This is a genomic window from Streptomyces sp. NPDC005811, assembly GCF_040630405.1.
Classification (GTDB): Bacteria; Actinomycetota; Actinomycetes; order Streptomycetales; family Streptomycetaceae; genus Streptomyces.
On the sequence record NZ_JBEXXK010000001.1, the window covers coordinates 306,860 to 329,493 of the forward strand.

19 protein-coding genes and 2 pseudogenes are annotated in these 22,634 nt (G+C 72.3%); 13 read left to right on the forward strand and 8 right to left on the reverse strand.

The features are described from left to right. Window positions 1-49: 49 nt before the first annotated feature. Both ABZ490_RS01370 and ABZ490_RS01375 read right to left on the reverse strand, forming a co-directional pair. Window positions 50-1,387 carry a carboxyl transferase domain-containing protein gene (locus tag ABZ490_RS01370; protein ID WP_358982672.1) on the reverse strand — a complete coding sequence of 446 codons (1,338 nt, stop codon included), beginning with the start codon at window positions 1,385-1,387 and terminating at the stop codon, window positions 50-52. After that, window positions 1,384-2,829: an acyl-CoA synthetase gene (locus tag ABZ490_RS01375; RefSeq protein WP_358982675.1), complete on the reverse strand. Its 1,446-nt coding sequence runs from the start codon at window positions 2,827-2,829 to the stop codon at window positions 1,384-1,386. Before ABZ490_RS01375 ends, ABZ490_RS01370 begins: the two co-directional genes overlap by 4 nt. Window positions 2,830-3,030: 201 nt before the next feature. On the opposite strand from ABZ490_RS01375, the gene ABZ490_RS01380 reads away from it, so the two are divergent. Further along, window positions 3,031-3,906, forward strand: coding sequence for a hypothetical protein (locus tag ABZ490_RS01380; RefSeq protein WP_358982677.1), 876 nt, complete (start codon window positions 3,031-3,033; stop codon window positions 3,904-3,906). Window positions 3,907-4,041: 135 nt separating this feature from the next. Here the strand turns inward: ABZ490_RS01380 and ABZ490_RS01385 are convergent. Further along, a pseudogene (locus tag ABZ490_RS01385) lies at window positions 4,042-4,623 on the reverse strand (hypothetical protein); the annotation flags it as partial. Between the two features lie 136 nt (window positions 4,624-4,759). On the opposite strand from ABZ490_RS01385, the gene ABZ490_RS01390 reads away from it, so the two are divergent. Both ABZ490_RS01390 and ABZ490_RS01395 read left to right on the forward strand, forming a co-directional pair. After that, the gene (locus tag ABZ490_RS01390; protein ID WP_358982679.1) at window positions 4,760-5,533 is read left to right on the forward strand and encodes an IclR family transcriptional regulator; all 774 of its coding nucleotides are present in this window, start codon (window positions 4,760-4,762) and stop codon (window positions 5,531-5,533) included. Then, window positions 5,530-6,378, forward strand: a complete 849-nt coding sequence (locus ABZ490_RS01395) for an SMP-30/gluconolactonase/LRE family protein (RefSeq protein ID WP_358982681.1) — start codon at window positions 5,530-5,532, stop codon at window positions 6,376-6,378. Before ABZ490_RS01390 ends, ABZ490_RS01395 begins: the two co-directional genes overlap by 4 nt. 109 nt (window positions 6,379-6,487) lie before the next feature. Here ABZ490_RS01395 and ABZ490_RS01400 read toward each other — a convergent pair whose 3' ends face one another. The 3 genes and pseudogenes from ABZ490_RS01400 to ABZ490_RS01410 form a co-directional block, all read right to left on the reverse strand. Further along, on the reverse strand, window positions 6,488-7,915 hold the full coding sequence (locus tag ABZ490_RS01400; RefSeq protein ID WP_358982683.1) for an FAD-dependent oxidoreductase: 1,428 nt from the start codon (window positions 7,913-7,915) through the stop codon (window positions 6,488-6,490). A gap of 719 nt (window positions 7,916-8,634) precedes the next feature. Continuing rightward, window positions 8,635-9,747 (reverse strand): annotated as a pseudogene (locus ABZ490_RS01405) (MAB_1171c family putative transporter); the annotation flags it as partial. After that, entirely contained in the window at window positions 9,747-10,424 is a 678-nt protein-coding gene (locus tag ABZ490_RS01410) for a toxin-antitoxin system, toxin component family protein (RefSeq protein ID WP_358982685.1), read from the reverse strand. The gene ABZ490_RS01410 and the pseudogene ABZ490_RS01405, both read right to left, overlap by 1 nt. A gap of 276 nt (window positions 10,425-10,700) precedes the next feature. Here ABZ490_RS01410 and ABZ490_RS01415 point away from each other — a divergent pair, with 276 nt between their 5' ends. The 8 genes from ABZ490_RS01415 to ABZ490_RS01450 all read left to right on the forward strand — a co-directional run bounded on the left by ABZ490_RS01415 (window position 10,701) and on the right by ABZ490_RS01450 (window position 18,249). Next, window positions 10,701-12,059 (forward strand): extracellular solute-binding protein, encoded by a 1,359-nt coding sequence (locus ABZ490_RS01415; protein ID WP_358982687.1) that lies wholly within the window; start codon window positions 10,701-10,703, stop codon window positions 12,057-12,059. Then, window positions 12,056-12,391 carry a hypothetical protein gene (locus tag ABZ490_RS01420; RefSeq protein WP_358982689.1) on the forward strand — a complete coding sequence of 112 codons (336 nt, stop codon included), beginning with the start codon at window positions 12,056-12,058 and terminating at the stop codon, window positions 12,389-12,391. The genes ABZ490_RS01415 and ABZ490_RS01420 overlap by 4 nt, the downstream gene beginning before the upstream one ends. After that, on the forward strand, window positions 12,388-13,332 hold the full coding sequence (locus tag ABZ490_RS01425; protein WP_358982691.1) for a sugar ABC transporter permease: 945 nt from the start codon (window positions 12,388-12,390) through the stop codon (window positions 13,330-13,332). The genes ABZ490_RS01420 and ABZ490_RS01425 overlap by 4 nt, the downstream gene beginning before the upstream one ends. After that, window positions 13,329-14,180, forward strand: coding sequence for a carbohydrate ABC transporter permease (locus ABZ490_RS01430; RefSeq protein WP_358982693.1), 852 nt, complete (start codon window positions 13,329-13,331; stop codon window positions 14,178-14,180). Before ABZ490_RS01425 ends, ABZ490_RS01430 begins: the two co-directional genes overlap by 4 nt. Before the next feature lie 11 nt (window positions 14,181-14,191). Continuing rightward, entirely contained in the window at window positions 14,192-15,157 is a 966-nt protein-coding gene (locus tag ABZ490_RS01435; protein WP_358982695.1) for an arabinan endo-1,5-alpha-L-arabinosidase, read from the forward strand. Window positions 15,158-15,223: 66 nt separating this feature from the next. Continuing rightward, entirely contained in the window at window positions 15,224-16,735 is a 1,512-nt protein-coding gene (locus ABZ490_RS01440) for an alpha-N-arabinofuranosidase (RefSeq protein ID WP_358982697.1), read from the forward strand. A 34-nt stretch (window positions 16,736-16,769) separates the two neighbouring features. Further along, window positions 16,770-17,228: an Rrf2 family transcriptional regulator gene (locus ABZ490_RS01445; RefSeq protein WP_358982699.1), complete on the forward strand. Its 459-nt coding sequence runs from the start codon at window positions 16,770-16,772 to the stop codon at window positions 17,226-17,228. A 112-nt stretch (window positions 17,229-17,340) separates the two neighbouring features. Continuing rightward, a complete protein-coding gene (locus ABZ490_RS01450; protein WP_358982701.1) occupies window positions 17,341-18,249 on the forward strand; it encodes a sulfite exporter TauE/SafE family protein in 909 nt (302 codons plus the stop codon). 169 nt (window positions 18,250-18,418) lie between these two features. Here ABZ490_RS01450 and ABZ490_RS01455 read toward each other — a convergent pair whose 3' ends face one another. Beyond that, window positions 18,419-19,279 carry an intradiol ring-cleavage dioxygenase gene (locus ABZ490_RS01455; RefSeq protein ID WP_358982703.1) on the reverse strand — a complete coding sequence of 287 codons (861 nt, stop codon included), beginning with the start codon at window positions 19,277-19,279 and terminating at the stop codon, window positions 18,419-18,421. A gap of 112 nt (window positions 19,280-19,391) precedes the next feature. Further along, the gene (locus ABZ490_RS01460) at window positions 19,392-20,069 is read right to left on the reverse strand and encodes a macro domain-containing protein (RefSeq protein ID WP_358982705.1); all 678 of its coding nucleotides are present in this window, start codon (window positions 20,067-20,069) and stop codon (window positions 19,392-19,394) included. Window positions 20,070-20,185: 116 nt separating this feature from the next. Between ABZ490_RS01460 and ABZ490_RS01465 the strand changes: the two genes are divergently transcribed. Both ABZ490_RS01465 and ABZ490_RS01470 read left to right on the forward strand, forming a co-directional pair. Next, the gene (locus ABZ490_RS01465) at window positions 20,186-21,805 is read left to right on the forward strand and encodes an ADP-ribosyltransferase domain-containing protein (protein WP_358982707.1); all 1,620 of its coding nucleotides are present in this window, start codon (window positions 20,186-20,188) and stop codon (window positions 21,803-21,805) included. Window positions 21,806-21,975: 170 nt separating this feature from the next. Further along, on the forward strand, window positions 21,976-22,623 hold the full coding sequence (locus ABZ490_RS01470; protein WP_358982709.1) for a DUF4360 domain-containing protein: 648 nt from the start codon (window positions 21,976-21,978) through the stop codon (window positions 22,621-22,623). Window positions 22,624-22,634: the final 11 nt, after the last annotated feature.

Consider the following 22,634-nt stretch of genomic DNA (forward strand, 5'->3'; position numbering starts at 1 on the left):
CCCATTGTTACGGACGGTACTCGGGGTTGTCCTGTTCCCCCGCCGGTTTTCACGCTGTCCCCCGCTCCGGCGCCCGGATCACCCCCAGTTCCACCAAGTCCTGCGGCCGGATCCGGAGTTGACCGGCCGTCGCCTCCACCTCCGCGGGCGGCCGCTTGAGGATCGCGGCGGCCATCTCGGGCGCGATCACGGAGAAGTAGCTGTCCGGCGCGGCCCAGGTGCGGCCGGGCGCGGCCAGCGCGAGCGCCCCGCCGGAGCCGCCCTCGCCGATCACCAGCGTGGTGACCGGTGTCCGCACGGTGGCGAGGACCCCGAACAGCTCCGCGATCGCCGCGCCCGCGCCCTGCCGCTCCGCCTCGGCGTCGTTGGCCGCGCCGGGGGTGTCCACCAGGGTGAGCACCGGGATGCCGAGCCGGTCCGCGAGCCGGATCAGCCGGGTCGCCGTACGGTATCCGGCGGGCCGGGTGGCCGCCCCGGTCTGCGCGGCGTACGCGACCGTACGGCCGTCCTGCTCGCCGAAGCCGCACAGCATGCCGTCCGGGTCGGTGCCCCCGCACCGGTCGCCGGAGAGCGCGACCCGCCCGGTGAGACAGGCGTCCAGGTACTGCGTGGCGCGCGGCCGGCGGGGGGAGCGGGCCCGGCGTACCGCGTCCCAGCCGGAGACCGGCAGATCCCGCGCGCCGAGCGGTTCCGGCACCGGGACGGGCTCCCGCGACCCTCCGGTCAGCAGCCGCAGCCACCGCCCGAGCGTCTCCCGCAGCTCCCCCTCGGGCACGACGGCGTCCGCAGCCCCCGCCGCGACCTGCGCCTCGGCCGTGTACGCGGCCGGATCGGCGTCCGCCGGCCGCACCCGCGACCCGGCGAAACCGACCTGGGCCCCGGGCAGCGCGAGGACGACGTCGGCACCCGCGCCGAGCGTGGCCCAGCCCCCGCCGGTCGTCGGGTCCCGCACCACCGCGATCTGCGCCGGCCCGGCCTGCCGGGTCAGCGCCGACTCCCGCGCCACCCGCTGGAGTTGGGTGAGGGCGAGCATGCCCTCCTGCATCCGGCTGCCGCCGGTGGCGACCAACGGCACGACGGGCAGCCGGTGTTCCCGCGCGTGGGCGTACGCCGCCGTCAGCCGGTCGCCGGTGCGTTCGCCCAGCGAGCCGCCCAGGAAGCCGAACTCGAAGGCGATCAGCACCGCTTCGGTGCCCTCGACCTCGGCGGTGCCGCAGACGACGGACTCGCTCTCGCCGGTGCGTTCGGCCGCGCGGGCGCGCGAGAGGTCGTAGCCGGGCCAGGCCAGCGGCCCGTCGGGGCGGAAGTCCCTTTGTGGGGAGGGGAGTTCGCTGAAGGAGTCGGTGACCAGGGCGATGACCTCGCGGGCGCTCGCACGTCCCGTCATGCCGGCAGCGCCCGCTTCATGATCTTCCCCATGTCGTTGCGGGGCAGCGCGTCGAGGTACCGCACCTCGCGGGGCCGCTTGTGCGGCGCGAGCCGCCGGGCCACATGGTCGGCCAACTCCGCCTCCCCCGGCGGGGACTGGGGATCGACCGGGACGATCCAGGCGACGATCCGCTCCCCGAGGTCCGCGTCCGGCGCCCCCGTGACGGCCGCCTCGCGCACCCCCGGATGCTCCAGCAGCGCGTTCTCGATCTCCCCGGCCCCGATCTTGTACCCGCCGCTCTTGATGAGATCGGTGGCCTTGCGCCCCACGATCCGCACATACCCGTCCGGATCGAGCACCGCCACGTCACCCGTGCGGAACCAGCCGTCGGCGGTGAAGGCGGCGGCGGTCGCCTCGGGCCGGTTGAGGTACTCCGTGAACAGATTCGGCCCGCGCACCTGGATCTCCCCGACGGTCTCCCCGTCGTACGCCGCGACGGCCGCCCCGCCCTCGTCGACCAGCCGCAGCTCCACCCCCGGCAGCGGCACCCCGACGGTCCCCGCCCGGGCCTCCCCGTCGGCCCGCACCGCCGTGTTCATCAGGGTCTCCGTCATGCCGTACCGCTCGATCACCCGCCGCCCGGTCGCCGCCGCGATCCGCTCGTGGTCGTGCACGGGCAGCGCGGCCGAACCCGACACCAGCAGCCGCGCCCCCGACAGCGCCTTGACCAGCTCCGGGTCCGCCGGGAGCGTCTCCGCGATCCGGTGGTACATCGTCGGCACCCCGAACAGCATGGTCGCGCCGCCGTTCAGCTCCCGGGCCACGCCCTCCGTGGTGAACCGCCCCAGATGCCGTACGGCCCCGCCCCGGCGCAGCGGCCCGAGCACGCCGAGCACCAGCCCGTGCACATGGAACAGGGGCAGCCCGTGCACCAGCACGTCCCGCCCCGTCCACTGCCAGGCGTCCGCCAGGGCGTCCAGGGTGGCGGCGACGGCCCGCCGGGGGATGACCGCGCCCTTCGGGGGGCCGGTGGTGCCGGAGGTGTAGACGACGAGGGCCGGCTCCTCGTCGGACCCCGGCGCCCCGGCGGGCACCGGCCCGACGGCGGACACGTCCACGTCGACCCGCTCCAACCCGGCCAGTGCGGCGGGCAGTTCGTCACCGGGCGCCGCGAGCACGAGCTCCGGCGCGCTGTCGCCGAGGATGTGCGCCAGCTCCTTGTCCCCCGACCTCGGATTGAGCGGCACGGCCGCGGCCCCGGCGAGCAGCACGCCCACCACCGCCACGGCGGTCTCCAGCGTGGACGTGGCCCACACCGCCACCCGCCCCGCCCCGCGCACCCGCTCCCCGACGGCCCCGGCGGCCGCCGCGAGCTCCGCGTACGTCAGCCCACGCTCACCGAACCGCACCGCGGCACGCTCGGAAGGATCACCCGTGAGGGCCGGAAAGAGAGAGGACACGCGGACGCTCCTTGAACCGGTGTGCTGTGGTCACGTGCCCCCGATCCTGCCCCGGCTCACCCCACTTGCACCACGTCGGCCACCACACAGCCATGGGTTCACCCAAGGGGGAAGGCCAAGCGGCCCGTGCGGGTTCCCGTGGCCGTTGTTAGCCTTCCGGGGAAGGATCATCGGACATGCGTACGAAGGGGGAGTCCCGCTGTGTCCCGTATCGCCCTCGTCACCTGCCGGCCCGGACCCGAGGTCGCCGTCGACCGGGATCTGCCGGGGCTGGTGGCGGCGCTGACCGGGGCTGGGGCGGACGCGCGGGCCGTCGTCTGGGACGATCCCGAGGCCGACTGGGCCGGGTTCGACCTCGCCGTCATCCGCTCGACCTGGGACTACAGCTGGCGCGCGGCCGAGTTCCTGGCCTGGGCCGAGAAGACCGGCGCCCTCACCCGGCTGGCCAATCCGGCCGAGGTGATCCGCTGGAACAGCGACAAGCGCTACCTCGGCGCGCTCGCGGCCGCCGGGGTCGCGACCGTCCCGACCCGCTACCTCGCGCCCGGCGAGCCGGTGGCCGGCCTCCCCGACGACCACGAGTACGTCGTGAAGCCGACCTCCGGCGGCGGCGCCCGCTTCGCCGCCCGCTACACCCCCGACGAGCACGACACCGCCGTACGGCACCTCGCGCGCCTGCACGCCGAGGGCTTCACCGCGATGGTGCAGCCCTATGTGCGGGGCATCGACGCGGCGGGCGAGCGGGCCCTGCAGTTCTTCGGGGGACGCCTGCTGCACGCCAGCCGCAAGGGCGCCGTCCTCGCGCCCGGCACGCCGTACGACGAGCGCAAGGTGGCCCACCCGGGCCTGGAGGCCTGGCAGCCGACGGACGCCGAACTGGCCGTGGCCGCCCAGGCCCTGGCGGCCGTGCCCGAGGCCCCCGAGCTGCTGTACGCGCGCGTGGACCTCGTGGACGGCGACGACGGCCGCCCCCAGGTCATGGAACTGGAACTGGTCGAACCGAACCTGTTCCTGTCCCTGCACACCGGCTCGGTGGCGCCGGTCGCGGCGGCGATCCTCGCGGCGGCCCGCCGGTAGCGCCGTGCGGCCCGGCTAGTACGGTCCGTACTGCTGCCCGTGGGTTCCGTACTGCCGCTCGTGCTGTGCGCGCTGCTCGTACAGTTCGTGTTCGTGCTGCTCGTACGGCCCCGGGCCCGGGGCGTTCCCGTCCCGGACCGCCGTCCGCTGGAGCAGGCCCCAGGTGAACTCGGCGACCACCTCCCTGGGCGTGCCCAGCGCGTCCGGCGCGGTGAACGCCAGTCCCCAGCGGCCGGGCGCGGTCCCCTCCAACGGGCGGGCCGGCGCGAAGGCGCGGGCGACCTCGTCGACCGTGCAGGACCAGGGGGCCAGGTCGTCCAGGGTGCGCAGCGCCGGGCCCGGCTGCTGCGGGGAGCGGACCAGCCAGTCGTTCCAGACGGCGTTGTCCGGCGCGAGCAGCACCTCGAAGCGCAGCTCGGGCCAGAGCGGGATCGGCCACTGCCAGGACTCGCAGTCGAGGTCGCCGACGCGGCGGGCGGTCCTCGATTCGGGTTCACCGAGGACCGAGCGGTAACGGGAGAGGGCGCCCCGTGCGTGCGGGGAGTGGACCATGGCCTGCCAGCGCTTGTTGGCCTCCCTCATCTGCGCCAGGGACACCCCCAGGGCATGGCGGGCGTCGTCCACCAGATCCGGGTTGTGGTCGGCCATGCGGCGCAGCAGCACGAGTTGGAAGTCGGCGACACTGAAGGTGCCGGCGAGACGTTTCGGGGTCGGCATGCCCCCATCCTGGCCCACCGAGGCGTTTCAGGACCATTGCCCAGCGCAGCGCCATATGACAGCCTGTGTTCGCCATGCCGATCGCCTGTTGAAATTTCGAACGCAGGCCAGGGACGAAACAGGGAGGGGGCCGGTCGTGGGACGCCTCGTACCAGCCGTGACCCGAGCTCTCGACATTCTCGAGCTCTTCCTCGACGGGGACGGGACGCTCTCCGCCCCCGACATCGTGCGCAGGCTCCAGCTCCCGCGCACCACGGTGCACGAACTGGTGACCACGCTCGCCGCGCGCTCCTACATCGTCCCCGTGCCCGGACAGCCCGGACGGTACCGCCTCGGTGTCCGCCCGTACCAGCTCGGCAGCCGGTACGCCGAGCAGCTCGACCTCGCCGCCGAGGGTCAGCAGGTCGCCCGCAGTGTCGCCGAGACGTGTGACGAGACGGTCCACGTGGCGATCCTGGAGGGCACGGACGTCATCTACATCGCCAAGGTCGACTCCACGCACGCGGTGCGCATGGTCTCGGCCGCCGGCCGCCGGCTGCCCGCCCACTGCACCTCCGTCGGCAAGATGCTGCTGGCCTCCCTGTCCGAGAGCGAGCTCTCCGCCCGGGTCCCGGACGACGCCCAGCTCATGCGGATGACCCCGAACAGCATCACCGACCCCGCCGCCCTGCGCACCGCGCTCGCGGAGATCCGGGACCGGGGCGTCGCCGTGGAGAGCCGTGAGTCGAACCCCGACGTCAGCTGTGTGGCCGCGCCCGTCCGCGACCGCACCGGCCAGGTCGTGGCCGCCCTGTCGATCTCCGTTCCCATGATCCGCTGGAGCGACGAGCGCCGTATCGAGCTGGAGCAGCTCGCCGCCAAGGGCGCCGCGGAACTCTCCGAACTCCTCGGCTACCGGAGCGTGGCATGAGCACGAAGTACGACGTCGCGGTACGGGCCGAGGCCACCCTCGGCGAGGGCCCCACCTGGGACCCGGCCACCGGCCGCCTGCTCTGGCTCGACATCCTCGGCTCCCGGCTGCACACCTACGACCCCTCGACCGGCCGCCGCACGGTCCGGGTCACCGACCAGCACGTGGGCGCGGCCAAGCCCCGCGAGGGCGGCGGTCTGGTCCTCAACCTCCGTGACGGCGTGGCCCTGCTGGACGAGGACGGCACCTTCCGCTGGCTGCACCACGAGCCGGTCCCCGGCCGCCGCGCCAACGACGCCGCCGTCGCCCCCGACGGCTCCCTGTGGGCCGGCACCATGCGCTACGACGAGGCGCCCGGCGGCGGCACCCTGTCCCGCTTCACCGGCGACGGCACCGCCGAGGTCGTCCTCGACGACGTGGCGGTGAGCAACGGCACGGGCTGGAGCCCGGACCACTCGCTCATGTACTACATCGACTCCCCGACCCGCCGGGTCGACGTCTTCTCCTGCACCGACGGCCGGATCGCCGACCGCCGCCCCTTCGCCGTGATCGAGGACGGTGCCGGCTTCCCCGACGGCCTCACCGTCGACGCGGACGGCTGCGTCTGGGTCGCGCTCTGGGACGGCGGAGCGGTACGCCGTTACACCCCCGCGGGTGAACTCGACCGCGTCATCACCCTCCCCACCCCCCGGGTGACGGCCTGCGCCTTCGGCGGCTCCGACCTCACCGACCTCTACATCACGACGGCGACGGTGGGCCTCGACGCCCCCCACCCGATCGCCGGCTCGCTCCTGGTGATCCCGGACGCGGGCAAGGGCGTACCCCAGCCGGCGTTCCGGGGCTGACCGACCCGCGCCCCGACAGGGGCGCGGGGCCGTGTCCGTCTGCGGCTCCGCCGCGGGGCGCGACCAGCCACGACGGCGCCGCGCCCGGACACCCTGGCGCGGCTACCGGTTACCGGCTGCCGGCTACCGGCTGAGGCAACCCCACTCGCTTCAGTTCCTCCCCGGTCAACGGCGGTCCGCTCAAGGCCGGTTTGAGCGGACCCCTCGCGGCGGCCAGCAGTACCGGCGGCGTCAGCAGCACCGCGGCCCCCCGCTCCAGCGAGGTCACGTCGGTCACCCGCCGGGCGATCCGTCCGTTGCCCGTCGCGGTCAGCATCAGCCGGCCCACGTACGCCGACAGCACCCGGTCCCGTACCGTCGGCCCGCCCTCCGCCGCCCCCGGATAGAACACGTCCTGCCCGACCGCGAGATCCCACGCGGCCCCCGCCGGCCGGACCACCGCCCGCTGCACCCGCCGCGCCAGACCGGCCGCCCCCCAGCCGTACCGCCGCACCACGTCCCGCAGCAGCACCGCGCTCTGCGCGGCGACGGCGAGCCCGTGCCCGTAGAGCGGGTTGAACGCGGCCAGCGCGTCGCCGAGCACCGCGAAGTTCTCCGGCCACCGCGGCATCCGCTCGTAGAAGTGCCGCCGGTTGAGCGTGGCCCGCGTGTACGACACGTCGGTCAGCGGCTCGGCCCGCTCCAGCAGCTCCCCGATGACCGGGTGCCGCAGCTCCTCCCGGGCGAACCGGACGAAGTCCCCGGCGTCGGCGGAGGGTTCACCACCGCGCGTGCCGTTGAGGGTGACGATCCAGCGCCCGTCCTCGATGGGCAGCAGGAAGCCGGCCCGCCCCGGACGGGTGTCCCGCGGATCCGGCTGCACGTTCACGATCGGATAGCCGGACCGCGCCTGCTCGGGAGCGAGATAGAGCCGGCTCGCGTACGCCAGCCCCGAGTCGACCTCGCGCCGCTCCACCTCGGGCAGCCCCAGCTCCGTCAGCCACCGCGACGCCCGCGAGCCGCGCCCGGTCGCGTCCACGACCAGTCCGGCCCGCAGCACCCGTACGGCGTCCCGCTCCCGGTCGCGGACCCGCACCCCGGTGACCGCCCCCGCGGTGCCCTCCAGCCCCAGCACCTCGGTGCCGTCGAGCAGTTCGACCCGCTCGTCCGCCAGGACCTGACCCCGGACCGTCGCGTCCAGCAGGTCCCGCCCGGCGAGGATCACATGGTGCGACTCGGGCCAGCGCCGGAACCAGCCGCGCGGCCCCAGGACGACCATGTCGCTGGTGACCGGGTGCCGGCGCGCCCCGGCCGCGCGCAACGCCTCCGTGGCGCCCGGCAGCAGCTCGGTGAGCGCCCGCACCCCGCCCGACCACAGCATGTGGGCGTGACGGGCCTGGGGCAGGCCCTTGCGGGGCTCGGGACCGTCGGGCAGGACGTCCCGCTCGACGACGACGACCCGCTCGGCGTACGGGGCCAGGGCGGCCGCCGCGAGCATGCCGGCATGGGATCCCCCCAGGACTACGGCGGTTCTGGCGGGGGTGGGATCTTCAGTCATGCGGGGACATGCTCTCTGCCGGGGCGGACCGCGAGCTCACGGACCGCGTCGATGTCATCGGGATGCCGGAGAACCGCGGACACGGCCTGGATCTCCCGCAACAGATAAGTCGTGTCCGCCCCGGCCGCCCCGCCGGGGCCCCCGGCCTCCGCCCCGCCGGGCGCGGCCTCTGCCCTGCCGGGCGCGGCCTCCGTCCTGCCGGGCGCGGCCTCCGTCCCGCCGGTGGCGGCTTCCGTCCTGCCGGTGGCGGCCTCCGTCCTGCCGGGCGCGGCCTCTGCCCTGCCGGGCGCGGCTTCCGTCCTGCCGGTGGCGGCTTCCGTCCTGCCGGTGGCGGCCTCCGCCTTGCCAGGCTCCATGCCCGCCTCGACAGGCGCGGCTTCCGCCCCGTCGGGCTCCGGCCCCGTCCCGTCGGGCAGTGTTTCCTCCAGGCGGGGTCCTGCGGCGCGGGCTTCCGCGATGGCGGCTCCGGGGCCCCCGGCCTCCGTCCCGCCGGGCGCGGCCTCCGTCCCGCCGGTGGCGGCGTCTGCCCTGCCGGTGGCGGCCTCCGCCCCGCCGGGCTCCATGCCCGCCCCGATAGGCGCGGCCTCCGCCCCGCCGGGCTCCAGGCCAGCCTCGACAGGCGCGGCCTCCGCCCCGTCGGGCTCCGGCCCCGTCCCGCCGGGCAGCGTTTCCTCCAGGCGGGGTCCCGCGCCGCGGGCTCCCGCGATGGCGGCTCCGGGGCCCAGGGACGGGGTGCCGATCGGGGTGGTGGCCCCGGAGGGGGCCCTCGGGGGCTCCGGTGAGGATTCCGCTCCGCGGCTCGCCGCCACCGCCGCCTGGATCGTCACCGCCGCCGCCAGGGCCTGGGCGCGGCCGCGGTCGTGGCCGAGGGCGACCGCCGCGTCGTAGGAGCGCCTGCGCAGGTCGTCGTCGAGATGGCGGGAGAGCTGGAGGACGGCGTCACGGATGAAGGTCTCGCGGCGGATCAGCCGGAGCTCGGGGGTGGCGCGCAGGGCGAGCGGCTCACGGGCGCCGACGACGGGCCGCATCAGCCGGGCGAGCGGCCCGAGACCGCGGTGCAGCCGGCGGACCCGCCACCGCTCCTGGAGGTACTGGCCGGCGTGCGGCACGATGAAGCCGATCGCGACCAGGGTGGCGGCGACACAGGCCGCCGACGGCGCGATGTTGGTGTTCAGCCAGTCCAGGTCGTGCCCGGTCCAGCGGGCCACCACAGCCGTCAGCTTGGCCGCGCTGAACAGCAGGTTCGTCACATACCCGGCCCCGAGGAAGCGCAGCCCCCAGCGCAGCCAGGCGTCGAGGCCGTCGGTGCGGCTCCAGTTCCAGATCAGCCCGGCGGTGACCGAGCAGGCCACCGTGTGCGCGAGCAGATAGAGCAGGATCTCCTCGCGCATGAAGGGCGTCGTGGCGTAGTACGTGTCCAGGTCCCGGATCCGCTCCACGGGCACGTCGGCGAGCGCGAACAGCACCCACAGCGTGACCACCACCCCCGCGTACACGGACACCACCCACCGCGTGGCCCGCCGGGTCTGCGCCGAGCGTTCGGTGAGGTTGTTGCGCCAGGCGATGACCAGCAGCAGCCAGGACGCGGAGAGCGCGGTGAGCAGCGAGTACACCCAGGGCGCGGCGATGTTGGGGACCCCGGTGACCCGGTTGGTCCAGGCGATCGTCCGCGGCGCGGCGAACACGAACACCGCGCAGGCGAACAGCAGCAGCCCGCCGACCGCCCGCAGCAGCGGATCCCGCCACAGCTTGAGGATGCTGGGCAGCTTGATGGCCAGGGCGGCGCCCAGCACCACCGTGGGCAGCCAGAAGGAGATGTACAGACCGTGCATCACCGGGCCGCGCCCCCGCGTCCCCGGTACCCCAGCGTCCGCTGCACCGGCGAGACCTCCACACCGGAGCCCCCCGAGCCACCGAGGCCGCCGGAGCCGCCGGAGCCGCCGGAGCCGCCGAAGCCCCCGCCCCCGTCCCCGCCCTCGGCGAGATACCGCCGGAACCGCGCAGCGAGCCGGTGCCCGAAGTCGTCGGCCTCGGCCTCGTCGGCCTCCCGGGACCCGTTGCGGGCGGCCACCGTCAGCGCCATGGAGTCCCAGCCGCCCCGGCCCGCGAGCACCCCCGCCGCGTCCCGGCCGACCCCGTGATGGTGGTGCCGGTGCCCGGCGTGCAGATGCCACAGCTCATGCCCGAGGATGACCAGCTGCTGCACGGCCTCGGCCCGTTCCTCCACGATGACCAGGTCGAAGTCGCGGAACTCCATCCACAGGCCGGTCACCCCGATCTCGTCCGGGAACCGCTCGAACCGCAGTTCCACGGAGCGTCCGCCGCGCCGCGCGGCCATCGCCTCGCACAGGGCCCGGGACACCTCCCGCACCCCGGCCGGCCGCCGGGGCCTGGCCCGCAGCGCGGCGGAGAGCCCCGCCGTGAGTTCGCGCATGGCCGGTCCGGTCCTCGGGCGCCGCAGCGCGGAGGCGATCCGGGACGCCGTCCCGCGCGCGCCCGCGATGTCCATCAGGTCCCGCCCCCTTCTCGCCGCCGTACGGCAGCCCGCCCGGCGCCCTCCGGCCGCGGCGTCGAGCCTACGCGGCTGGTTGTGTCCGCGTCACGAAAACATTCGACGGGGGTGGGGCGAGCGGCCCGACGACGATAGAAAGCGCTATCAGACTTCGTGTCGAAACCATTGACGCGCAAGCGCATCGATTTTACGGTCGCGTTCGAAGTTACGTTCGTGATCCGAAATGCCGAACGATGCTGAAGTGATGGACCGACCGGACGACAGGGGCAAGGTATGGCACAACCTCGCCTGAATCGCAGGCAACTCCTCACCGCCGCGGGCGGTGCCGTGGTCGCGGGCAGCCTCGGCTTCGCCGCCCTCGGCACCGGCGCCGACGCGCTCGCGGCCGGCAGCCGCACCCGCGTCCGCTACTGGAACCTCTTCCAGGGCGGCGACGGCGCCAACCAGGTCGCGATGGTGGACGCCTTCCGCAAGGAGCACCCGGACATCGCCGTCAAGGACGCCACCCTCACCTGGGGCGGACCGTACTACACCAAGCTCGCCATGGCCGCGGCCGGCAACCGCGCCCCCGAGCTGGCCGTCATGCACCAGGGCCGTATCCCCGGCTTCGCCCCGGGCCGCCTCCTGGACCCCTGGGACGTCGACCTCCTCGCCCGGCACGGCGTGCGGGAGGCCGACTTCAACCCGGTCCTGTGGCAGCGCGGCATCGTGGACGGCAAGCTGTACGCCCTCCCGCTGGACATCCACGTCCAGCTCAGCTTCTACCGCAAGGACGTCTGCGCGCGGGCGGGCCTCCTCGACGCCGACGGCCGGCTGCCCACCGTCACCTCGGTGGACGACTGGTTCGCCGTACTGAAGGCGGCGAAGGCGCGGCTGAAGGACGGACAGCAGACCCTCGGCCTGCACGCCAACGACCAGAACTTCTGCTGGTGGTTCTTCGTCGCCTTCCACCAGCAGCTCGGCGGCACCTACTTCACCGACGACCACACGGACGTCACCTTCGACACCGGCAAGGCCACCGAGGTCCTGGAGTTCTTCCGCAAGCACGTCACCGACGGCTATGTCACGGTCGGCGAGGCCGACGCCGAGGCCTTCCTCGCCGGCTCGCCCTTCACCTGGGAGGGCAACTGGTCGGTGCCGTACTTCAACTCCCAGAAGATCGAGTACGGCGCCCAGCCGCTGCCCCCCGTCTTCGGCACCCCGGCCACCCACGCCGAGTCGCACTCCTTCATCCTGCCCCACCAGGCACACCGCGGCGGCGCCGCGAACGAGGACGCCTACCGGCTCGCCGCCTACATGGTCACCCACGCCACCACCTGGGCCAACGGCGGCCATGTCCCCGCCTATCTGCCCACCTTCGAGGACCCGGCGTACCTGAAGCTGTCCCCCCAGAACGAGTACTCGCGCCCCGCGATGGACCACCCCGCCACCGAACCCCACATCTGGTTCGCGGGCTCCACGGGCATCCTCGCCCAGCGCATGGGCCCGATCGTCGCGTCCTCCAACCTCGGCTCGGCGAAGCCGGAGGCGGCCGCCCGCCGGATGAAGTCCGCCCTCGAACAACTCCTGGCGGCGAAGAACCCGATGGACGGCCGCACGGCGGCCCAGGAGCTGAAGGGAGCGCGCGCATGAGCACCACCGCCCGGCACCCGGAGGGCGCCCGCATCTGGAGCGGCCTCGTCCAGCGGCCGGAGGGCGCCCTCTTCGGCAGCACCCTTGCCCGGCGGCGGGACGAGGGTGCTCACCTGTGGAGCGCCTTCGCGCAGCGGCCGGTGGGCACCCGGGCGCGGAGCGGTCTCGCCCTGCGGCCGGAGGGGTCCCTGATCCGCAGCGCGTCTGCCCCGCGACCGCCAGGTTCCCGCCCGGGGCACGGCGTCACCCGTCGCCCGGAGGGGGCCCGCCCGGGGAACATCCCCGTCCGGCAGCCGGAGGGCGTCCGCGCCCGGAGGGGAGCCGGCGTATGAGCACCCTCGCCCAGGCCGGCACCGCACTCCCGGCCCGCACCGCGACCGCCGCCGACTCCGCCCGCGCCCGCTGGGGCCGGCGCTTCCAGCACGGCGGCTGGTTCGTCGCCCCCTTCTTCGTCCTCTACGGCCTGTTCGTCCTCGTCCCCGTCGTCCGGGGCCTCTACCTCAGCTTCACCGACGCCAACATCTCCGGCGACGACTCCGGCTTCGTCGGCCTCGCCAACTACCGCGAGGCCCTCCACGACGACCTGGTCTGGGACTCCCTCAAGCACAGCGTCCAGTTCACCGTCTACGTGGTCCCGGTGATCGTCGTCATGGCCCTGCTGATGGCCCTGATCGCCCACCACACCGTGCACTTCAAGTGGCTGTGGCGGCTCTGCTTCTTCGCCCCGTTCCTGCTGCCCTCGGCCGTCGTGGGCAACCTGTGGTGGTGGCTGTTCCAGCCCACCAACGGCATGGTCAACCACGTCCTCGGCTGGGACACCCCCTGGCTCACCCAGAAGTCCACGGCGATGCTCGCCGTGGTGATCGCGACCCTGTGGTGGACGGTCGGCTTCTCCTTCCTCCTCTACCTGGCCGCCCTCCAGAACATCCCCCAGCACCTGTACGAGGCCGCCGAACTGGACGGCGCGAACGCCTGGCAGCGGCTGCTGCACATCACCGTCCCCAACCTGCGCAACATCACCGGCCTGGTCATCGCCCTCCAGGTCCTCGCCTCCCTCCAGGTCTTCGACCAGGCCGTGGTGATGTACCAGTTCGGCCCAGGACCCGAGGAATCGACCCGCACCTTCGTGCAGTACACGCTCGAAGAGGGCTTCACCAGCTACCGCGTGGGCTACGCCTCCGCGATCTCCTTCATCCTGTTCCTGATCATCGCGGCCGTCGCCCTCGGCCGGATGTGGCTGCTGCGCGGACGCGAGGAGGCGGCGACCCGATGACGACCCCCGCGATACGCAAACCCCGCAGCACCTGGACCCCCGGCCAGATCGCCCTGACCGCCGTCGCCTCGGCGCTGTCGCTCGTCTGGCTGGCCCCCCTGGCCTGGGCGCTGTCCACGTCCCTCAAGACGCCCGCCGAATCCGTCGCGTCCCCGCACTGGATCCCCGACCACCTCACCCTGGAGTCCTGGAAGGAGGTCCTGGAGGCAGGCAACATCCCCAACTGGTTCGTGAACTCGGTCGTGGTGTCCGTCTGCGTCACCTTCCTGGTCCTGCTGGTCTCCTCGCTCGCCGGATACGGCTTCGCCCGCACCGAGTTCCGCGGCAAGTCCGCGCTGATGGCCCTGACCATGGCGGGCCTGATGTTCTCCCCGGCGATCGTCGGCGTCCCGCTCTTCACGACGGTCCAGTCGCTCGGCATGGTCGACACGTACTGGGGCATGATCCTGCCGCAGTGCGCACCGGCGGCGATGGTCTACATCCTCTACAAGTTCTTCCAGTCGCTCCCGAAGGAGCTGGAGGAGGCGGCCTTCATCGACGGCGCGGGCCGCTGGCGGATCTTCCTCACGATCGTCCTGCCGCTGTCGAAGCCGTCCCTCTCGGCGGTCGGCATCTTCACCTTCATCGCCTCGTGGAACAACTTCCTGTGGCCGTACATGGTGACCAACAACCCCGACCTGATGACCATGCCGAACGGCATCGCCACCGTCCAGAACGCCTTCGGCATCGTCTGGCCCCAGCTCATGGCGGGCGGCCTGATCGCGGGCCTGCCGCTGATCGTCGTGTTCGTCTTCTTCCAGAGCCAGATCGTGCGGGGCGTCGCCCACACCGGTCTGGCCGGACAGTAGAGGGGACCGCGGTGCGCCAAAGACTCGCCACCCTCCTGGCAGCGGCCACCCTGGCCCTGCTCCCCACCACCGCCGAGGCCTCGGTCACCTACCCGGACCCCCAGCCGATCACCGGCCAGCAGATCATCCACGACCCCACGGTCCTCCGCCTCAAGTCCGGCGGATACGTGGCCTATTCGACCGGCGGGATCATCGGCGCCCGCACCTCGAAGGACCGCGTCCGGTGGGACGACGCGGGCAACGCCTTCTCCACCCCGCCGAGCTGGTGGTACGAGTACAACGCCACCGGCGACCCCTGGGCCCCCGACCTCTCCTACCGCGCGGGCCGCTACTGGCTCTACTACGCGGTCTCCTCCTGGGGCACCAACCACTCCGCGATCGGCGTGGCCACCTCCCCGACCGGCCTCCCCGGCACCTGGACGGACCACGGCAAGGTCTTCACCTCCGAAACCACGGACACCTGGAACGCCATCGACCCGGCGGTGATCCACGCCGACGGCCGCCTGTGGATGAGCTTCGGCTCGTACTGGACGGGCATCCGGATGATCGAGCTGGACCCGAGGACCGGCAAGGCGATCGAGGAGGCGACGGTCCACCACCTGGCGACCCGCCCGGATGCCCCTTACGCGGTGGAGGGCCCGTACCTCGTCCGCCACGGCCGCTACTACTACCTCTTCGCGAGCTACGACCAGTGCTGCGCGGGCGTGAACTCCACCTACAAGATCAGGGTGGGCAGAGCGACGAAGGTGACGGGCCCGTACGTGGACAGCACCGGCAAGCCCCTCCTGGAGGGCGGCGGCGACCTCCTCCTGGAGGGCCACGGCCGCTACATCGGCACCGGCGGAGAGTCGATCTTCAAGGACAGGGGCAGAGATGTCCTGGCGTACCACTACTACGACGCAGAGGACGGCGGCACGCCAAAGCTGGGGCTGAACACGCTCAGCTGGACAAGAGACGGCTGGCCAGTCGTCCGTTAGGGGCGCGGGGAACTGCGCGACAAGCCCCCACGCACCCGCAGACAAAACTGAACCTGAAAGGAAAAGATGCGCACCGCCCGCTTCACCCTCGACCCCGCCTTCACGATAGGCGAAGTCAACCCCCGCCTCTTCGGCTCCTTCGTCGAACACCTGGGCCGCTGCGTCTACACCGGCATCTTCGAACCGGACCACCCCACCGCGGACGCCGAAGGTCTCCGCCAGGACGTCCTCGACCTCGTCCGCGAACTCGGCGTCACGGCCATCCGCTACCCCGGCGGCAACTTCGTCTCGGGCTACAAGTGGGAGGACTCGGTCGGCCCGAAGGAGGACCGCCCCCGCCGTCTCGACCTGGCCTGGCGCTCGACGGAGACGAACCGCTTCGGCCTCTCCGAGTACATCGACTTCCTCCGCAAAGTGGGCCCGCAGTCGGAGCCGATGATGGCGGTGAACCTCGGCACCCGTGGCGTCGCCGAGGCCCTGGAACTCCAGGAGTACGCCAACCACCCCGCCGGCACGGCACTCTCCGACCTCCGGGTGACCCACGGCGACAAGGACCCCTTCGGCATCCGGCTCTGGTGCCTGGGCAACGAGATGGACGGCCCCTGGCAGACCGGCCACAAGACGGCGGAGGAGTACGGCCGCCTCGCCGCCGAGACGGCCAGGGCGATGCGCCAGCTGGACCCGGACGTGGAGCTGGTGGCCTGCGGCTCCTCCAGCCAGTCCATGCCGACCTTCGCCGAGTGGGAGGCGACGGTCCTCAAGGAGACGTACGACCTCATCGACTACATCTCCCTGCACGCCTACTACCAGCCAGAAGACGGCGACGTCGACTCGTTCCTGGCCTCCGCCGTCGACATGGAGTCCTTCATCGAGAACGTGGTCGCCACCGCCGACCACGTGGGCGCGAGGCTCAAGTCCACGAAGAAGATCAACCTCTCCTTCGACGAGTGGAACGTCTGGTACATCTCGAAGTGGCACGAGATCGAGAACTCCGGCGCCCGGGACTGGGAGGAGGCCCCCCGCCTCCTGGAGGACAACTACAGCGTCCTGGACGCCGTCGTCTTCGGCTCGCTCCTCATCGCGCTGCTGCGCCACGCGGACCGCGTCACCGTCGCCTGTCTCGCCCAGCTCGTCAACGTCATCGCCCCGATCATGACCGAGCCCGGCGGCCCGGCCTGGCGGCAGACGACGTTCTTCCCGTTCGCCCAGGCCGCCCGCCACGGCCGCGGCCGGGTGCTCGACGTACGGGTGGAGTCACCGACGTACGAGACGAAGAAGTACGGCGAGACCGACCTGCTGCACGCTACGGCGGTCCGGGCCGAGGACGGCACCGTCACCGTCTTCGCCGTCAACCGCAGCCGCACCGAGGCCCTGCCCCTCGAAGTCGCCCTGAACGGCCTCGGCCTCACCTCGGTCGTCGAGCACACCGTCCTGGCCGACGCCGACCCGGACGCCCGCAACACCCTCGCCGAGCCCGAGCGGGTCCTCCCGCACGCGGCCGAGGGCACGGCGCTGACGGACGGCACCCTCACCGCCGTACTCGAACCGCTGTCCTGGAACGTGATCCGGCTGGTCTGATCCTGCGGGATGCGCGGCGCGTCACAATGTGGGCATGAGGATCTCGGCACGGGCGGACTACGCGGTACGGGCGGTACTGGAGCTCGCCGTACGGCAGGGCGGTGACCCGGTGAAGGCGGAGACGGTGGCCGCCGCGCAGGACATTCCGCACAAGTTTCTGGAAGGGATCCTCGGCGACCTCCGCCGGGCCGGTGTGGTCGACAGCCGGCGCGGCGGAGGGGGCGGCTACCGTCTGGCCCGCGATCCCGCGTCGATCACCGTAGCGGACGTGATCAGGGCGGTGGACGGCCCGATCGTCTCCGTCCGGGGCGAACGCCCCACCGGCCTGTCCTACACGGGCTCCGCCCAGCCCCTGCTCCCGCTGTGGATCGCCCTGCGGGCGAACGTGCGCCGCATCCTGGAGGGCGTCACCGTCGCGGACATCGCGGCGGACGCGCTTCCGGAACCGGTGAAGGAACTGGCGGCGGAACCGGCCGCCTGGGAGAACCCCTAGCTTTCACACGCTGCTCTCAGCTTGCCCCCCTACTCTCGCTTCCCGTTAATCCCCACCTAACCGGTGGGGAAGGCAGGGAAAACGGCAGGGAACTAGGGAACAGGTGTCTGGCATGCGCACGCTCGTCCTGCTCGCTCTCGCGGGCCTCGGCGCCCAGCTCGTGGACGGCAGTCTCGGGATGGCCTACGGCGTCACCTCGACCACGCTGCTGCTGGCCATGGGCACCCATCCGGCCGCCGCCTCGGCCACCGTCCATCTCGCCGAGATCGGTACGACCCTGATGTCCGGCGCCTCGCACTGGCGGTTCGGGAACGTCGACTGGAAGGTCGTCGCGCGGATCGGCGTACCGGGGGCGGTGGGCTCCTTCCTGGGCGCGACCGTGCTGTCGCGGCTGTCCACGGAGCTGGCGGCCCCGGTGATGTCCCTGATCCTGCTCGGTCTGGGCCTGTACGTGATGTCCCGGTTCACGTTCCGGGGGCTGCCCAAGGACCGGCTGGGCAAGCCGCTGCGCCGCCGCTTCCTGACCCCGCTCGGGCTGGTCGCCGGCTTCCTGGACGCGACCGGCGGGGGCGGCTGGGGACCGGTCGGCACCCCGGCGCTGCTGGCCAGCGGCCGGATGGAGCCCCGCAAGGTGATCGGCTCGGTCGACACGAGCGAGTTCCTGGTGGCGCTCGCGGCCAGTCTCGGCTTCCTGCTCTCGCTGGGCTCGCAGGGCCTGAAGTGGCCCTGGGTGCTGGCCTTCCTGCTGGGCGGCATGGTCGCCGCGCCCCTCGCGGCCTGGCTGGTCCGGCTGCTCCCGCCGCGCGTCCTCGGCTCGGCGGTCGGCGGGGTCATCGTCGTCACGAACGTCCGTACGCTCCTGAAGAGCGACTGGGTGGCGGCGTCGGATTCGACGAGCGCGCTGGTCTACGTCGTCCTGTACGCGGCGTGGGCGGGCGGGCTGACCTACTCGATCCGGGCGCACCTGAAGGAGAAGGCGGCCGAGGCGCCCGTCGCGGAACGCGAGCCGGCGGCGGCCTGAGGAGGGACCGCCGCCGGGCTTCGTCGTGCTTGCGTGAGCACTGCTCGACAAGAGGGCAGCTTCGTCGAGGGTCGAGAGTCGGGAGTCGAGAAGGGGGCCGTTCCGCCGCGGCCCTGACCAGTGCGTGGCTGGGGGCCGCGGCGGGGGTGGGTGGGCACCGCCCTGGGGGTCAGGCGGAGTTGACGCCCACGGTGAGAGTGGCCTTGTAGCCGTCGGAGACGCTGGAGCCGAGCGCGGTCAGGGTCAGCAGGCCCGAGGACGCGCCTCCGTCGTCGTAGATGCTGTCGTCGGCGAGTGCGGTCTCCTTGGTGGTGTTCGCGGAGTACGGCGAGGTCGCCTGGATCTCCTCGTTGATGTCCGCGTCGAAGAACAACTGACCGGTGTGGATGACGTCGCCGCCGGTGTACGAGTCGTCGGTGAGCGTCACGTCCGTGTGCACTCGCATATGGACGTGCACCGCGCGGGAGACGTAGTGGCCGGGCCAGATCGAGGTGATGCTGCACTGGCCGTTCTCGTCGGTCATCTGACCGCCGCGCAGGAAGGTGCCGTTGTCCTCCTCCGTGTGGCCGTTGCCGCCCACGAAGCCGGAGTACTCGCCGAGGGCGTCGCAGTGCCAGATCTCCACGAGGGCGTCCGCGAGCGGCTCGCAGTCGTTGGCCTGGTCGACGACGGTGAAGGTGTACTGGACCTCGAAGCCCTCCTTGTCCTCCCGGATGTCCTCGCGGACGAGGGCGCCGTCCAGGGAGTACGGACCCTCGGTGACCTCGGCGTTCAGGGTGCAGACGCCGGAGGTGGTGGAGGTGGAGGTGGAGGCCTTGGCCTCGGCGGCCGAGGAGCTCGACTCGCTGGTGGTGGTGTCGGCCGAGGCCATTCCGGCGATCGCCAGTCCGCCGGCGGCGGCGACCGCGCTGCCGCCGATCAGGACGCGGCGGCGCTTCATGCTCTTGTCGAGCCGGTGCCTCCCGGGCTGCTGGGGGTCGGTGGTGTCGTTGCTGTCGAGGATCTCGTGGTGCTCGTTGTTTCCCGTCATGCGGAAGAAATTAGGAGCGCAGCTGAGGAAATCCTTAATGTGCGGCTGTGAAGGACCTGGGGATGCAACGGTCAACCCCCCGTGATTCACGGCGAGTTGGGGCAAGTCCCCATCAGCGGCGCGGGGTTGCGCGCTTCGGCGGCGCTATCCGGACCCGCTGCTCGGCGGGCGCGCTCTCGATGTGGTCGAGCTGGGCGACGATCGTGGCGCGCAGGTCGTCGTAGTCCTCGAAGCGGTGGTCGTTGAAGAGCGTGTAGCCCGTCCACATCAGGTTCGCGCACACCCGGGCCGGCACCCGTCCGGTCTGCGCGCCCATGCCGACCAGGGCCACCGACCCGATGGCGCCGGGCGTGTCGTCGTTCTTCCGGTGGATCGCCTGGAACGCGGCGGCGCAGGCCAGGGCCACGTTCAGCGTCTCGCTCACGTTCTGCGAGGACTGCTCCATCGTGGGCGTGGAGATCAGGAACTGGGGGTTCGTCGCCCCGGACGGCACGCACACCGCGCTGCCCACCGGGAGCCGCCCGCCGAACCCGTCGCGGATCGCCCGCTGCACCCGCAGCTGGATGCCCGCGCCGAGGTGCCGCTTGACGACGGCGTCCACCCCGCCGTTCATCAGTCCGCGGGCGTTGGTCGGGCTGACCCAGGCGTCGGCCCGTACGTCGAGGATCGAGCCCTTGCGGATCTCGATCTCCGGCGTGTCGGCGAACGCGGCCCGCCAGGCCTCGACCACCTTGGTGTTGACGTCGGTCAGCACCACCTTCAGCGGCGCCTGCGCACGGTTCACGGTCATCTTCCACACTCCCGTCGGGACCTGCTCCATCCAGTGATCACGACGCTACAAGGACCCACTGACAACGCCCCGTGGCCGACGGGGCGTTGTCAGTGGGTCCCAGTAGCGTCCGCGCCATGATCGACGCCAACGCCTCCGCGCAGCCCGACCCGAACGACCCGCTGGCCCTCACCGACCTGTTCAAGGGCGGCGGTGAACCGTGGCTTCCGCTGCTCAAGCCCGTCATCGAAGCGCAGCCGGGCGCCGCCTCGTTCATCGGCCCGGGCCGCGGTCCGGACGTGGTCCCGGTCCGTGAACTGACCTTCCAGGCGCTCAAGCCGAACCCGCCGCAGAAGTGGAAGGTCGTCGTCTTCGGGCAGAACCCGTATCCGCGTCCGGAGAGCGCCACCGGCATCGCGATGTTCGACAACACCTTCCACGACTGGAAGGACAGCCAGTTCGGCCGGGCCGTGAGCATCCGCTGCCTGATCAAGGCGGCGGCCATGTGGAAGTACGGCATCCCGAAGAAGACCCCGATAGCCGACGTCCGCGCGCTGCTGAAGGAGCAGGACACGGTCCAGCCGCCGGAGTGGTTCCAGGCGATGCTCACCCAGGGCGTCCTGCTGCTGAACGCGGCCCTCACCGCGAGCAGCGACGGACCGCGCGGGTCCGATCCGCACACCGCGTTCTGGCGGCCGGTCGCCGAGCGGATCGTCGAGGAGATCCTCAAGGCCAAGCAGGACGCCGAGGACGAGGAGGACCGCGGTGTCGTCTTCGCCTGGTGGGGAGCGCACGCGCGCAGCCTGAAGTCGGTCGTCCAGCGGCTCCAGAAGAAGTACCCGGACGTCGAGGTCCGCCACCTCGACCACTGCAACCCCGCCGCCCAAGGCGACATCTTCTGCGACGGCGACCACTTCACCCTGGTCAACGACGCCCTCGCGGCGGTGGGCGCGGAACCGGTCGACTGGCTGCCGAGCACCGGCTGGGACCAGCAGGCGGGGGAGGCCGGCGGGGCCGACGACGGGGTCGCCGCCCGCATGGGCGCGTTCATCACATCCACCATGGAGCTGCACCAGCTCTATCTGGAGCGGCTCTCCAGCGTCAAGGACGAGGGTCTCGTCCTCCCCGAGATCACCGGGGTGTTCGACACCCCGCTGCTGGCCTTCCCGGACGCCGTCGGCCCCGTCGCCGGCCTGCTGCGCGGCCTCGACCGGCACGTCCAGCGCTCGCACGAGTTCGGCAAGCGGCTCGCCGACCAGCAGCAGGGGAGCCTGGCCGCCGACGCGGTCGCCGCGCTCTACCTCTACACCTGCGAGTCGGCGTTCTACCGGGAGATCAACGCGGTCCTGCGCCACCCCGACCGGTCGCGTGTGGTTCCGTACCTGCCGTATCTGCGGCTGCTGTTCTCGGCGGTGTCGGCGCTGCCCGCGCGCACCGAGCCGCTGTGGCGCGGCGTCCCGCTGGACCTGAGGTCGCAGTACCCGGTCGGCCGGACCGTCACCTGGTGGGGTGTGTCGTCCTGCACCTCCGAGGCCGGCGTGGCCCGCGCCTTCCTGGGCAGCCGCGGCAAGCGGACGCTGTTCGAGGTGCAGCCCGCGCGGGCCGTCGGCATCCGGCAGTTCTCCGCGTTCACCGGCGAGGAGGAGTTCATCCTGCTGCCCGGCACCCAGCTCAAGGTGACCGAGGTGACGACCGAGCGCGGCGGACTGTGCACCGTGCGGCTGACCGAGTCGGAGGAGCAGCCCCTGGTCTCCTGATCCGGTGTGCGCGGGGGCCGGTGTGTGAACGGGCCGGGGTGAATGGCCGGAGTTCGCCCTGACCGATTCCCGACGGTCTCCCTACGATTCCATCGCCGCGGTGCTCCACAGAAACCTCACAGGTTCTCCACGCTTCAACGAAGTGCTTCCTCGAAGAGGAGAGACCCCCCATGGCAAGTGGACTGTTCCTGGGCGGCGCCGTCGCCGCCCTCGTCACCGCGGCGATGCCCGCGCCCCATTCGGGCGGGATCGCCGACCCGCCCCCGGACAAGATCGTCATCGATGTCGCCACGGTCAACGGCTCCGGCTGCCGTCCCGGTTCGGCGGCGGTCGCGGTCTCCGAGGACAACACCGCCTTCACCGTGACCTACAGCGAGTACCTCGCCCAGGTCGGCGGCAACTCCGACCCGACCGCGTTCCGCAAGAACTGCCAGCTCAGCCTGATCGTCCATGTCCCGTCGGGCTTCACGTACGCCATCGCCCAGGCGGACTACCGCGGCTTCGCCTCGCTCCAGTCGGGCGCGAACGCCGTGCAGCGGTCGTCGTACTACTTCCAGGGCTCGTCGCAGACGGTGTTCAAGAACCACACCTTCAACGGCGCGCTCAACGACAACTGGCAGGCGACCGACACCACGGACTGGGCGAACCTCGTCTACGCCCCGTGCGGCGTCCAGCGCAACTTCAACATCAACACCGAGCTGCGCGTGAACGCGGGCAGTTCCTCGCCGTCCAAGGTCAGCTTCATGACGATGGACTCGACCGACGGCGACATCAACACCGTCTACCACATGGCGTGGAAGCAGTGCCCCGCCAAGTAGACCGGCTGCCT

What these genes read in the sequence shown, in the direction of transcription:
- ABZ490_RS01440 (WP_358982697.1), top strand. Translation starts at nt 15,224, where the DNA reads ATGCGCACCGCCCGCTTCACCCTCGACCCCGCCTTCACGATAGGCGAA.
- ABZ490_RS01455 (WP_358982703.1), bottom strand. Translation starts at nt 19,279, where the DNA reads ATGACGGGAAACAACGAGCACCACGAGATCCTCGACAGCAACGACACC.
- ABZ490_RS01450 (WP_358982701.1), top strand. Translation starts at nt 17,341, where the DNA reads ATGCGCACGCTCGTCCTGCTCGCTCTCGCGGGCCTCGGCGCCCAGCTC.
- ABZ490_RS01395 (WP_358982681.1), top strand. Translation starts at nt 5,530, where the DNA reads ATGAGCACGAAGTACGACGTCGCGGTACGGGCCGAGGCCACCCTCGGC.
- ABZ490_RS01370 (WP_358982672.1), bottom strand. Translation starts at nt 1,387, where the DNA reads ATGACGGGACGTGCGAGCGCCCGCGAGGTCATCGCCCTGGTCACCGAC.
- ABZ490_RS01420 (WP_358982689.1), top strand. Translation starts at nt 12,056, where the DNA reads ATGAGCACCACCGCCCGGCACCCGGAGGGCGCCCGCATCTGGAGCGGC.
- ABZ490_RS01425 (WP_358982691.1), top strand. Translation starts at nt 12,388, where the DNA reads ATGAGCACCCTCGCCCAGGCCGGCACCGCACTCCCGGCCCGCACCGCG.
- ABZ490_RS01460 (WP_358982705.1), bottom strand. Translation starts at nt 20,069, where the DNA reads ATGACCGTGAACCGTGCGCAGGCGCCGCTGAAGGTGGTGCTGACCGAC.
- ABZ490_RS01415 (WP_358982687.1), top strand. Translation starts at nt 10,701, where the DNA reads ATGGCACAACCTCGCCTGAATCGCAGGCAACTCCTCACCGCCGCGGGC.
- ABZ490_RS01400 (WP_358982683.1), bottom strand. Translation starts at nt 7,915, where the DNA reads ATGACTGAAGATCCCACCCCCGCCAGAACCGCCGTAGTCCTGGGGGGA.
- ABZ490_RS01430 (WP_358982693.1), top strand. Translation starts at nt 13,329, where the DNA reads ATGACGACCCCCGCGATACGCAAACCCCGCAGCACCTGGACCCCCGGC.
- ABZ490_RS01445 (WP_358982699.1), top strand. Translation starts at nt 16,770, where the DNA reads ATGAGGATCTCGGCACGGGCGGACTACGCGGTACGGGCGGTACTGGAG.
- ABZ490_RS01410 (WP_358982685.1), bottom strand. Translation starts at nt 10,424, where the DNA reads ATGGACATCGCGGGCGCGCGCGGGACGGCGTCCCGGATCGCCTCCGCG.
- ABZ490_RS01465 (WP_358982707.1), top strand. Translation starts at nt 20,186, where the DNA reads ATGATCGACGCCAACGCCTCCGCGCAGCCCGACCCGAACGACCCGCTG.
- ABZ490_RS01470 (WP_358982709.1), top strand. Translation starts at nt 21,976, where the DNA reads ATGGCAAGTGGACTGTTCCTGGGCGGCGCCGTCGCCGCCCTCGTCACC.